Below are 12,027 nucleotides of genomic sequence, written 5' to 3' on the forward strand. Positions count from 1 at the left end.
GGGCCGTGGCCGCCATGAACCTGGTGTTGAACGGTAAAAAAATCACCGACTACGAGCTCACCGTGCGGGCCCGCAATGGCTTGGAAACCGTCGTGTCGCTCAATGCGACCACCTTTTACGACCGCGACCGGGTACTGCAGGGCGTGTTTGCTGCCGCGCGTGATGTGACCGAAAGCAAGCGCCTGGACCAGGTGCTGCAAGAAAAAAACAGTGAGCTGGAAAGCGCCCGCTTGGTGGCCGACAAGGCCAACCTGGCCAAGTCAGACTTCCTGTCGAGCATGAGCCACGAGATTCGCTCGCCGCTGAACGCCATTTTGGGACTGGCCTACTTGCTCGAGCAAGCCAAGCTGGACCTGGACGCCAACAACATGGTGCGCAAAATCAGGGCCTCCGGGCGCATGTTGCTGAGCCTGATCAGCGATATTCTGGATGTCTCCAAAATCGAAGCCGGCCAGATGATGATCGAGCAGGCACCGTTCCGTCTGGTCGATGTGATTGACAACCTCTCCGTGGTGTTGGGCGTGGCGGTGGGCGATAAAAACATCAAGCTCATCATCCAGCCACCGCCGGCGGGTGTCTTCACCCTGATTGGGGATGCCTTGCGGCTGGAGCAGGTGCTGATCAACCTGAGCATCAACGCCATCAAATTCACCAACCTGGGCCAAGTCGAGTTACGCACCGAACTGCTCTCCAGCAGCACCGAGGAAAGCGTGCTGCGTTTCTCAGTGCGCGACACCGGCATTGGTATCGCTCCAGAGTTGCAGGCGAATGTGTTTGCCGCCTTCACGCAGGCTGACAGTTCCACCACCCGGCGCTTTGGCGGCACCGGGCTGGGTTTGACGATTTGCCGTCAACTGGTGAGTTTGATGGGGGGTGAAATTGGCTTGACCAGTGTTCTCGGTGAGGGCAGCGAGTTCTGGTTCACCTTGCCTTTGAAAACAGTCGCGGATGCCGACCTGTCCCTGAACAACCTCGTGCCTGTGGACGCGCTGGTCGCGGACCAAAGCGTTAGTGCCTTGAGTGAAGCACGTGTTATTGCGAAAGGCTTGGGCTGGCATGTTCACGCGGTAGATTCCGGGGAAGCGGTGCTCTCGCATGTGCTGGGGCGCAAGGGCGGGAAGCTGCCTGAAGTGGTGGTGCTGGACTGGAAAATGCCCGGCATTGATGGGTTGGCCACGGTGCGCGCCATCCGCGAAGGGGTGTCGCAGGAGACGTGCCCCCTCATCATCATGACAACCGACCAAACACTGGTGAGCCTTACATGTCAATCCGGGGTCGAACTGGTAGATGCGCTGCTTGAGAAACCGCTGACCACCTCGAAGCTCTATAACGCGATGACCGAAGCCAAGCGCAAACGGGCAGCTACCGACGGTATTTCGTTTGCCTTGCATCAGTCGGCGGGGCAAGGGCTGTTGGGCATTCGGGTGCTGGTGGTGGACGACAGCGACATCAATTGCGAAGTGGCGCGGCGCATTCTTTCTGGGCAAGGTGCCATTGTGTCGTTGGCAGCAGACGGGCAAGAGGCGGTGAACTGGCTGCAGGCGCACCCCACGGACGTGGATTTGGTCCTGATGGACGTTCAAATGCCCGTCATGGACGGCCTTCAGGCCACGCGCCAGTTGCGCCAGATGCCGCAGTTCGCCACCCTGCCGATCGTGGCGCTGACAGCCGGGGCCTTCAAGTCGCAACAAGATGCCGCGCACGCCGCTGGCATGACGCACTTCATCAGCAAGCCGTTTGATGTGCCCTCGACCATCGCCATGATCCAGCGGTTGACCTGGGGCCGTCCTTCGCGCGCAGAACTACTGGAGGCTTGGCCTGTGCGTGCTTCGCCTCAGGCCTCAGCAGGTGGTGAAATTGGTGTCGATCAAACTGTCATGGACGTGGCCAAAGGCGTGGATAACTGGAACAATATGGTCACTTATCAGGACTATTTGAAGCGCTTTGTAGTGGTCTACAGCAATGCCGTAGCCGTCTTGTCCGAGCACTTGCTTCAAGCAGACCGACCCGCAGCCATTGCGCTGGCGCACAAACTCGCGGGCGTAGCGGCCAACATGGCTTTGCCGCAAACCTATGCCTGTGCTGCCGAGGTGGAGCGGGTGTTGCGCACTGAGTCAGACCCTGCGCTGGCACTTGCTCAACTTGAGGCCGCGATGAAACTCGCCTTGGCTGCGGCTGAGCGGCTAGCTGCAAGTCAGTAACAATGTATAAGAAGCTAATAACTAATTTCAGGAAGTACCCAAGATGAACGCAGTGATATCGGGAAGTATTAAGTCGGCTCTGGTGGTTGATGATGAAGAGTTCAGTAAAGATAATTTATGCGAAAAGTTGATGACTTTGGGCGTCAGCACTGTTTACGGATCAAGCAATGGCCTCGCCGCCATAGGTGTTTTGGATCAGATGGCAAATCCGCCTGACCTGATCCTCTGTGATATTTTTATGCCGGACATGGATGGCATTGAATTTCTGGGTGAGCTCGCCAAGCGTCGCTACCAGGGGGGTCTGATTTTGGTGACGGGGGTCAATAAAGCCATGCTGGAAGTGGCGCAGGACATCGCCCTTGCGAAGGAGCTTCGTGTGCTGGGTGCTTTCATCAAACCACTGTCGCGACAGTCTCTGGCGACAGCCCTGGGCATATCGGTTAAATAAGCCTCCAGGCGTTGTGTCTTTTTAAATTAGACCACCACAAACAATGTCATCTGCATAAGGAGATCAGTCAGGGTGCAACTGCAGCAGCCGCAATTTCCAGAGAGCGCACGCGCAGCAAGGGGTCAAAGATGTCGCAGACCAACATGAACTCATCTGCGCCTGTGAGTTGCGACAAGTGTGATAAGCCCGCGCTTATGGCCTCTGGCCCACCAATAACAGCGGCACCCAGGAAATCATCAATCCCTGCGCGCGCTCTTGAATCCAGTTGCGACAGGTAGTCGGCCACCGGCGGTTGCAGTAGTACTCGTTGACCCGTCAAGATGCCCAGCACGCGCTGATAGGTGCTGCTCGCCAGGTATTGGGCTTCTTTATCGGTGGGCGCTGCGATCAGCGGGATACCCACAACCACATAAGGTTTGTCCAGCGTGGCAGAAGGTTTGAAGTTGGTCCGATAAACATCCAGCGCCTGCAGTAACAAGCGGGGCGCGAAGTGGGCCGCAAACGCGTAGGGTAAGCCGCGTTCTGCGGCCAGTGCCGCAGAAAACAAGCTGGAACCGAGCAACCAGATCGGCACCTGGGTGCCAGCACCTGGCGATGCAACCACCCGTTGCCCTGGCTGTACAGGTGCCAGCAGTTGCTGAAGTTCTGCTACTTCACGTGGAAAGTCTTCCTCGGTCTCAACCCGGTTGCGACGCAGTGCCCGCATGGTGACGGCATCTGTTCCAGGCGCGCGTCCGAGGCCCAAATCAATACGGTTTGGATAAAGCTCGGCCAAGGTGCCAAATGCCTCAGCCACGACCAACGGGGCGTGGTTAGGCAGCATGATGCCGCCTGAGCCAACCCGAATACGTTGGGTGCCACCGGCGATATGGCCGACCAGAACCGCCGTGGCAGAACTTGCAATACCCGGCATGTTGTGGTGTTCAGCCAGCCAGTAACGGACAAAGCCAAGTGACTCCGCCGCTTGTGCGGTTTGCAAGGCAATAGTCAATGCATCTGCGACGGTGCCGCCCTCGCGCACCGCGACCAGATCGAGCATGGAAAGAGCAGGTTTTTTATGAGAATTCATGATCCGCATTGTCGTGGGTTGCAGGCTTCAGCGCTGGCCCACGCCCCGATTCAAATTTTTGGATTGACGTCAGCGATTCCCCTCCCTGCTCGGCAAAAAAAGTCCTAAGGTTCAGCGAATTGATTTAAGTCAACGGAAAAAATAATAGTTGATATTTCGTTTAAAAAAATTAAAAAACTTTTAAATACTAATTAAACTCCAATAAATAACAAAATGTGTCAAGAAATGAGGGGTTTCTTATGGAGTTAAATTTCGACATGAAAATGCTCGAAAACCTATCCGAAGGTGTCGTCTTGCTGAACAAGTCGGGGCACATCACGGATTTCAATAAGGCAGCAAGTCCGTGGTTGAAGCCGTGCTTCAATGCCGCTGAAAAATTGGCCACATTGATCCAGGAGATCATCCGGGATAAAAATAAATCTCCTGTCAGTGTGAAAATTTTGGGGCTTGATGAGCGCAATGCCAAACCGGTAAAAACCTATCTGTGCAGCAATGGCGAAGCCGGTTACGCGCTCCTGTTTACGCCGATACAGACCCTTCCCGTGACTCAGGCAGCAGACCAACGTCAGGGTATTTTTATACTGATTAGTGCCGAAATTCGACACAAAATAACCAAGCTACAAGAACAACTGGCGAACATAAGCCATCAAAATGCGCCGCTGGACCTGACCGCCATCATCCAAAACTCGGCGCATCTGAACCGACTGATGGCGGCCATTGATCTTCTGTCGCAACTCAACGAAGTCGACTCCATTTCACCCGGTGAAAGAATCTCCCTGGAAGATTTGGTCAGCGATGTCCTGGGGTCAATGACCCACCGGCGCTGTGATTACAGTGTCAACGCACCACAGAATGATTATCCGAATCACATGGGTGTGGTTTACGGCAACGCCGAGTGGCTGAAATGCGGATTACGTGGACTCCTGGAGGGCCTTGATGAAGGCGCAACAGCGAAAAACCCGATTGAATTGAAAGTACGCCAAAGCGGTGGTTTTGTGGTGTTGACCGCTAAATTTTTGGGCGATGGTGACAGCGGCATAACGGGTGCTACTAAACCTGTTTCCATGGCGAGCGCAGCCATGGGCGTCGCCGCTGACATCAGGGTGCCGATTGCCCGACGCATTTTCGAGTTGCATGGTGGGCAGCTGAAAATTGTTGAAATCGATGCTGACAATCCGGATGAATTTCGGCGCGGTATTTCATCTTTTACCTTGATATTGCCCACCGGTAGCCCCGGGAAAAAGCGCAATCTGGACTGTGACAACTGCCTGGTCGGACAACAGGCCTGGGCCTACGCCAGCGACCTTGCGAAAGTCATGCCAATCAGTCCTGTAGCGTCTGACCTATCCAAGGAAGAACTTGAATTCTTAATGCACGTCATGGGGGCAAATTAGCATCTCAACCTACTTTAAAGGCCCCGTTGCCAATCCGGACGGAGTCGGCTGGTTTGAGGACGGTCGATGGCATTTCTCACTTCCTGCAAGAGACGCTCTTTCTCAGACCCCAAAACACCTTTGAGGACCAGCCAGTTGGAAGCGTGATCGCTGCGAAATACCGTGCGCTTGAGTTCCAGGGCTTGCAGGAATTGTTCCATCTCGACAAACAGTTCCTGCTGGTTGAGCGGTGCCCACTCTGGATAAGCTTGGCGAAACCGGTCTTCTCCTTGGGGAAAACTGACCACCAGGGTGGCCAGAAATTCAGGCTGGGTCAGGTTAATCAGGTGAGCAGAGTTGTCAGCATGCTGTTTGGATAGCAAGCGACCGCCCAGCCCATTGAGCAGCATCACCGAACGGCTTATGCCTGCAGCGCCCAATTTGTCCAGGGCGTCCCGCGTACTCTCAAACGTTTCGCCCTTGCTGACCTTCAGCAGCACTTCGTCATCTCCCGACTCGGCGCCGACGTAGACCAGTGACAAACCTGCCTCGCGCAAGGCCACTAATTCCTGTACCGATTTGTGGCGCAAGTTGCTGGGCAAGCAGTAGCTTGAAATGCGCCGAACTTTGGGCAGATGGTCTTTAATCGCCGCCAGCAAGGTCAAGAGACGACGAGTTGACAGGGCCATGGCATCGCCATCACCCAGAAAGACCCGCTGCACCTGGCCTGCGAACTGTTCACCGCAGCGCTGGATAGACTCCAGAACCACTTGCTCATCGGTGACGCGAAATTTCTTTTGGGGCGCGGTGTACATCTCGCAGTAAGTGCACTTGTTCCAGGAGCAGCCATTCGTGACGGGCAGGATCAGGGACTGCGCCTCGCTGGGAGGTCGAAAAACCGGGTTGATGTATTGGATTGGGATAATTTGGTTCACGTCGTGATTGTGATCGGTCGTTACTTGTGTACAGTGCCGTCATCATGACAATAAAAACAAATGTTTCAGGCAACGCCGGTGTTCACCTGCTGAACGCCGAAATTACCGTAACACGACTGCCATATGCCACTCTGGCCAGGGAAATTGATTGCTTGCTGGTTGGGAATTTTTAGGGACACACCATGTTTGAATTTTTGAAACGCAACCCCATCCAGCCTCAAAATCCAACGCTTGAAACGTCCATCTCGACCAGGCTCAATAGCACGCAGCAAGTCGGGGTCGTTCAAGAAGATGTCATCGGTGTCGTGCTGAAGGACCTCCTGAGAATGCATGGGGTGCCAGCGAATTGGTTGACATTTGAGGTCAACTACCTGGCGCGTGGGCCCGGTCTGGCGGAGGTGCAAATCCAGTTGCTGATCATGCGCTGGAGTGAGCAGTTGCTGCGCTACTCAGCGGCGCTGCAGGACCAGTTGCTAACAGGGTTGGATCGCTTTGAACCCCATGTGGATCATTCCAAATACGTTGTCGTATGGCGCTTCTCCAAAGAGTGTGATCTGCCATTTTCCGCGATTCCTGCGCAAGTGAAATGGCATGTTTCGACACCGACACCGACACCGACTGCGCTGAATACTGAGGCGCATCCGGTTCCGAGCCTGAATTCCCCGGGCGACAAGTAGATGGACCGGGAGTAATACGTGTTCACATACTTTCCCCGGTGGCTGAAGTGGCTTGAATCCTGGCGCAGTCGCGCCATTGCTATGTACCTAGGAATTTTGCTTGCGATTGGATTGGCGGTCAGTCTTGGTGTGTTTGCATTTATGCATGTGGCAGTACCCAACACCCTGACCATCACCTCCGGACCGGAAGGAAGCAGCTTCAATCGCAACGCTGAGAAATACAAAAAAATCCTCGCCAGGGACGGTGTGACGTTGAAGATATTACTCTCGGATGGCTCCACAGAAAACCTGAAGCGACTGACGTCACCGCTCAATGCTGTCGATGTCGGCTTTGTCCTTGGCGGCGAAGTTAAAGAGACAAAAGTCAATGCGCTGATGAGCCTGGGAAGTGTCAACTACCAGCCACTACTGATTTTTTACCATGGCAAGGTCCGGCATTTTTTGTCGGAGTTCCAAGGTGCCAAACTTGATATTGGTGCGCCAGGCAGTGGAACCAGAACTTTGTCTCTGGAGCTTCTCAAAGCCAATGGTATTGAGCCAACGGGTGAGTCAAGCTTCATTGAAGTGGACGCAAAGGATCCGGAAAAAGACCTGAAAGACAATTCGGTTGATGCCATCTTCTTGATGGGGGACTCGACCTCATCCGAGACCTTGCGCAGATTGCTGCGAACACCCGAAATCCACTTGTTCGATGTCTCGCAGGCCGACGCCTACATCCGACGCATTGGCTATCTCAGTAAATTGGTATTGCCAAAAGGTTCACTTGATTTTGGCAAGAACCTACCCTCTGAAGATTTGAATCTCATAGCCCCTACTGTTGAACTCATTGCCCGAGACAACTTGCACCCTGCCTTGTCCGACTTGCTGCTGGAGGCGGCGCGCGAAGTGCACAGCGGACCGGGTTTATTCCGCAAGCGGGGAGAGTTCCCTGTGCCGTTGGAGCATGAATTTCGGCTGAGTCCAGATGCGGCGCGTTACTACGCCTCCGGAAAATCATTTCTCTATCGAACATTCCCATTTTGGTTGGCAAGTTTGATTGCCCGGGCGCTAGCGGTGCTGGTGCCCCTTGCGTTATTGGTCATTCCGGGGGTAAAGATTGCGCCAGCCATCTATCGCTGGCGCGTGGAGTCTCGTATTCATCGTTGGTACAAGGTTCTGCTGGACCTTGAGCGAGATGTATTCGCTTCAAAAACGCCACAACGCAGGGTGGAATTATTACGCCAACTCGATGACATTGAAGCCAGTGTCAATCGAATTGTGGTGCCCGCCTCCTTTGGCGATATGTTCTATGGTTTGCGCGGCCATGTTGACTTTGTACGCACCCGTCTGAAGGCAGAGCAAGTACCACTATCAGGGGAAGAGACGGCGTGAGCTGAATCAGCAATCCCAAGCTTAATAATATTTTGGGTTAAAAATGACAACTATCACGCCTATTGCCTTGCACACCCCAAGCGGAGATGAGCTAAAAAGTGCCCGCTTGGCGGCAGGGCTGAGCCAGGTCGACGCCGCGGAGTTGATGGGGTATCCCGTGCAGGCGGGGAGCCGAGGCGGATTGCAGTCACGCACCTGGCAAGCGCTGGAAAGCGCGCATGATCCGCGCAATATGCCGGCCCCGATCTTTGCGCTTTTTCAATTACTCACTGATCAGCATCGAGAGTTGACGCTCATCCTGAAAAATCATTGAGTTCACTCGATGCGCGCTATATTCCTAACGCCTCAAACTCTTCCAATTTTCTATACAGACTGGACAAGCCCAGACCCAATTTTTGCGCCGCGACCCGGCGATCTCCGTCGGCATCCGCAATGGCTTTGCAAATGACCGAATTCTCATAGCGCCGAACCTGATCCCGCAGACTGTCACCGATATTGCCGGTCTGAAGAGTTGGGTCGCACGAAGTGGCTCCTTTGGTTATTTGTAAAGGCAGATCAGAGCAGGTAATGCGCCCGTCATCTGCCAATATCAATGCGCGGTCGATGACATTTTCCATTTCTCTGATGTTTCCTGGCCACTCGTAGGCGACCAGCATTTCTTCAGCTTTGGGGTCAATCGTGACATCAGTGGCTTCACTCATGTTCGTTGCGCCTCTTTTAAGCAAGAAACGCACTAAGCCAAGAATGTCTTTTTGCCGATTCCGCAATGGCGGCGAGTGGATGAGAAAGCCGCTCAGGCGGAAATACAAATCCTCGCGGAACTTGCCATCAGCGACCATTTTTGACAAGTCCCGATTGGTGGCGGTCACGATTCGCACATCGGCGCGCTGAGCCTGCTCACTGCCCACGGCTCTGATCGTTTTGTCTTCAATGACGTGCAGTAGTTTTGCCTGAAGCGAGAGCGGTAACTCCCCAATTTCATCGAGAAAAATGGTTCCTGTGTCGGCTTCAAGGAAGATGCCTTTTCGAAGCTTGTTGGCCCCCATGAAGGCGCCCTTCACATGCCCGAACAACTCACTTTCAATCAAATTATCAGGCAGCGCGCCACAGTTCACCGGTACGAATGGCGCATGGGCGCGGGCACTCTGGGCATGAATCTGACGAGCAATGAAGCCCTTGCCGGAACCACTTTCTCCCGTAATGAGAACGGTACTGTCAGTGGGGGCCACTTTGGAGACGAGACGGTCTGCGGCGCACATCTCAGGTGAGATAAAAGGATAGGCTTCCTTTTTCATGTCATGCACCAGACTGCGCAGCACCCGGTTTTCTGCGCGTAATCCACGAATGTCCTGAATTTTACGAAGCCGGTGAAGTACTTCCTCTTTTCGTACCGGCTTGACCATGTAGTCGGATGCCCCCGCCTTGATGGCCTCGATGGCCGTGTCCATTGACCCAAACGCGGTCATCATGATGAAGTTGGTATCGATGCCGGCAGACCGAACGCGGCCCACCAGTTCAATCCCGTCGATGCCGGGCATCCGGATGTCGCAAATCGCAACTTGAATGTCACCTTTGGATAAACTTTCGAAAGCTTCCTGTCCATTCTGAGCCTGCTGCACGTCGTAGCCTGCCTTCGCCAAAGTTGCCGCCAAAATTTGGCGGATGGCGGGTTCGTCATCAATAACAATAACCTTCATGGACTTCATATCTGTAGTTTTAGTTTTGATGTGGATTATTCAGGGGGAAGAAAACAGTGACCTTGGTGCCTTCGCCCGGCGTGGATTCAATTTCAATAGTTCCGCCATGCGCCTGGGCGATCGAGTAACAAAGGGACAAGCCCAGTCCGGTGCCTTTACCGGCTGACTTGGTCGTAAAAAACGCCTCAAACGCCCGATTTAATATCTTCTGGTTCATCCCCATGCCGTTATCAGTGATCATCAGGCAGGCACGTTCAGCTTCTACGCTTGTTGTGATCGTGATAGTAGGAGGGCGGTCCTGGATGCCCTCCAATGCGTCCATGCCATTGATGACCAGGTTCATGATCATTTGGGTGAGTTGATCTGCCACGCCGTAAATTGCGGGTAACTGGGAGTCCAGGTTGAACTGCAGGCTGATTTTGCTCAACCGTTTGTCGTAACGGATCAAACTGGCGGTACTTCGCAGTTGTGCATTCAGGTCGAGCAATTGCGGTTCCACCGCGAGTGGTGAGGCAAATTCAGCCATCTCGCGCGTCATCGCGGACAAACGTGCGGCCTGCTCAAAAATCAATTCTGCTTGGGCGTAATGAGACTTTTCCAGTGAATGGGTGATTCCCTCAGTAGCACAATGCTCCATCATTTCTTGAGCAACGCCGGAAATCACCGCTATTGGATTTCCAATTTCATGCGCGATACCGGCTGAAAGTACGCCAATGGAGGCCATTTTTTCTTGATGAAAATACTTCTGGCGCTCAAGCAGCAACTCTTGCTGCTTCTGGTCAAGGGTGTCAGCCAGGTTGTTAAACGCAACCGTCAACCGCCAGAAAAAAATTCCAACGGCGGTCCCAATCAACATCGGGCCCAATGCCCCAAGTAAAACCATCTCACCCAACAGCAGATTTTTTTGATGCAGCGCGTACATCGAGATGCCTGCGAAATAGGCAATCAGCGCGATGATGACGATCAACGCCTTGGTTTTGAGCGACAGCGCAATACCTTGCGCACTGGTTTTAGGTGATTCAATGGGCATGAGTGATTCGGCTGCCTTGGTTGCAAACGTGGGTATGCGACTAATTTTCTCATTATCTGCCGGGGCGACTCTCTGAGGGTGAACTTCTTAGCACTCAAAGTTCATGCCAATTCTCATTCCATGCCGCGTTTCAATCGCCACTGTTTCACCAACGCGTAGATCGCTGGAATGACGGCCAGTGTCAGCACGGTGCTCGAAATCATGCCGCCCACCATCGGCGCCGCAATGCGGCTCATCACTTCGGAGCCGGTGCCGGTGCCCCACAGGATGGGCAGCAAGCCGGCCATGATGGCCACCACCGTCATCATCTTGGGTCGCACGCGCTCCACGGCACCTTCCATCACCGCCCGGTACAGGTCGTCGACGCCGGGTTCGCGCCCGGCGGCGCGGCATTGGGCCTTGACCGCTTCCCAGGCGTGGTCCAGGTAAATCAGCATGATGACGCCGGTTTCTGCCGCCACCCCGGCCAACGCAATAAAGCCGACCGCCACCGCCACCGACAGGTTGTAGTTCAGTAGCCACATCAGCCAGACGCCGCCCACCAGCGCGAAGGGCACCGAGAGCATGACGATCAGGGTCTCGGTGATGCGCCGGAAGTTCAGGTACAGCAGCAGGAAGATCGACAGCAGCGTCACCGGTATGACGACTTTCATCTTCTCGATGGCGCGTTCCATGTATTCAAACTGCCCGCTCCAGGTCACGTAGTAGCCACTGGGGAACTTGATCTGGGCCGCCACGGCTTTCTTGGCGTCCGCCACATAACCGCCAATGTCTCGGTCGCGGATATCCACGTAGATATAGGCCGAGAGCAGCGCGTTTTCGGTACGGATGCCGGGTGCACCCTTGGCGACGACGACTTTGGCCAGTTGACCGAGCGGGATCATGGCGCCGTCCACGGTCGGGACCAGCACTTCACGGGCGATTTGTTGCGGGTCGCTGCGTAGTTCACGCGGATAGCGCACCGTGACACCGTAGCGTTCCCGTCCCTCCACCGTGGTGGTCACCATGTCGCCACCAAGCGCGGTGCCAATCACATCCAGCAAGTCGCCCACGGCCAGACCATAGCGCGCCAGTTGCTCCCGGTCGGGTTCGATGTTGAGGTAAAAGCCGCCGGTAATGCGCTCGGCAAATGCGCTGCTGGTGCCGGGCACGGTTTTCACCACGGCTTCGATTTGTTTGGCCAGCTTTTCCATCTCGTCCAGGTCTTTGCCAAACACCTTGATGCC

General features: G+C 54.5%; 11 protein-coding genes. 6 read left to right on the top strand and 5 right to left on the bottom strand.

Annotated features, from left to right (window positions below; translation table 11 throughout):
• On the top strand, positions 1-2,201 hold a 2,201-nt coding region (locus WCG50_RS13575; RefSeq protein WP_336900137.1), incomplete at its 5' end, for a response regulator.
• A gap of 43 nt (positions 2,202-2,244) precedes the next feature.
• The gene (locus WCG50_RS13580) at positions 2,245-2,649 is read left to right on the top strand and encodes a response regulator (protein ID WP_336900138.1); all 405 of its coding nucleotides are present in this window, start codon (positions 2,245-2,247) and stop codon (positions 2,647-2,649) included.
• Between the two features lie 67 nt (positions 2,650-2,716).
• Here the strand turns inward: WCG50_RS13580 and WCG50_RS13585 are convergent, their stop codons facing one another.
• Positions 2,717-3,718: an LLM class flavin-dependent oxidoreductase gene (locus WCG50_RS13585; protein ID WP_336900139.1), complete on the bottom strand. Its 1,002-nt coding sequence runs from the start codon at positions 3,716-3,718 to the stop codon at positions 2,717-2,719.
• Between the two features lie 257 nt (positions 3,719-3,975).
• Between WCG50_RS13585 and WCG50_RS13590 the strand changes: the two genes are divergently transcribed.
• The gene (locus WCG50_RS13590) at positions 3,976-5,112 is read left to right on the top strand and encodes a hypothetical protein (RefSeq protein WP_336900140.1); all 1,137 of its coding nucleotides are present in this window, start codon (positions 3,976-3,978) and stop codon (positions 5,110-5,112) included.
• 14 nt (positions 5,113-5,126) lie between these two features.
• Here the strand turns inward: WCG50_RS13590 and WCG50_RS13595 are convergent, their stop codons facing one another.
• Positions 5,127-6,026: a radical SAM protein gene (locus WCG50_RS13595; protein WP_336900141.1), complete on the bottom strand. Its 900-nt coding sequence runs from the start codon at positions 6,024-6,026 to the stop codon at positions 5,127-5,129.
• Positions 6,027-6,208: 182 nt separating this feature from the next.
• Here WCG50_RS13595 and WCG50_RS13600 point away from each other — a divergent pair, with 182 nt between their 5' ends.
• The 3 genes from WCG50_RS13600 to WCG50_RS13610 are packed head-to-tail and all read left to right on the top strand — an operon-like array spanning position 6,209 to position 8,387.
• The gene (locus WCG50_RS13600) at positions 6,209-6,703 is read left to right on the top strand and encodes a hypothetical protein (protein ID WP_336900142.1); all 495 of its coding nucleotides are present in this window, start codon (positions 6,209-6,211) and stop codon (positions 6,701-6,703) included.
• 18 nt (positions 6,704-6,721) lie between these two features.
• Positions 6,722-8,074: a TAXI family TRAP transporter solute-binding subunit gene (locus WCG50_RS13605; RefSeq protein WP_336900143.1), complete on the top strand. Its 1,353-nt coding sequence runs from the start codon at positions 6,722-6,724 to the stop codon at positions 8,072-8,074.
• A 43-nt stretch (positions 8,075-8,117) separates the two neighbouring features.
• Entirely contained in the window at positions 8,118-8,387 is a 270-nt protein-coding gene (locus WCG50_RS13610; protein WP_336900144.1) for a helix-turn-helix transcriptional regulator, read from the top strand.
• A 16-nt stretch (positions 8,388-8,403) separates the two neighbouring features.
• Here the strand turns inward: WCG50_RS13610 and WCG50_RS13615 are convergent, their stop codons facing one another.
• The 3 genes from WCG50_RS13615 to WCG50_RS13625 all read right to left on the bottom strand — a co-directional run.
• Positions 8,404-9,771 carry a sigma-54 dependent transcriptional regulator gene (locus WCG50_RS13615; RefSeq protein ID WP_336900145.1) on the bottom strand — a complete coding sequence of 456 codons (1,368 nt, stop codon included), beginning with the start codon at positions 9,769-9,771 and terminating at the stop codon, positions 8,404-8,406.
• Positions 9,772-9,790: 19 nt separating this feature from the next.
• Entirely contained in the window at positions 9,791-10,801 is a 1,011-nt protein-coding gene (locus WCG50_RS13620; protein ID WP_336900146.1) for an ATP-binding protein, read from the bottom strand.
• A gap of 113 nt (positions 10,802-10,914) precedes the next feature.
• Positions 10,915-12,027 (bottom strand): efflux RND transporter permease subunit (locus WCG50_RS13625; protein WP_336900147.1); only part of this gene is annotated, 1,113 nt, incomplete at its 5' end.

It is taken from the genome of Rhodoferax sp. (assembly GCF_037143375.1).
Classification (GTDB): domain Bacteria; phylum Pseudomonadota; class Gammaproteobacteria; order Burkholderiales; family Burkholderiaceae_C; genus Rhodoferax.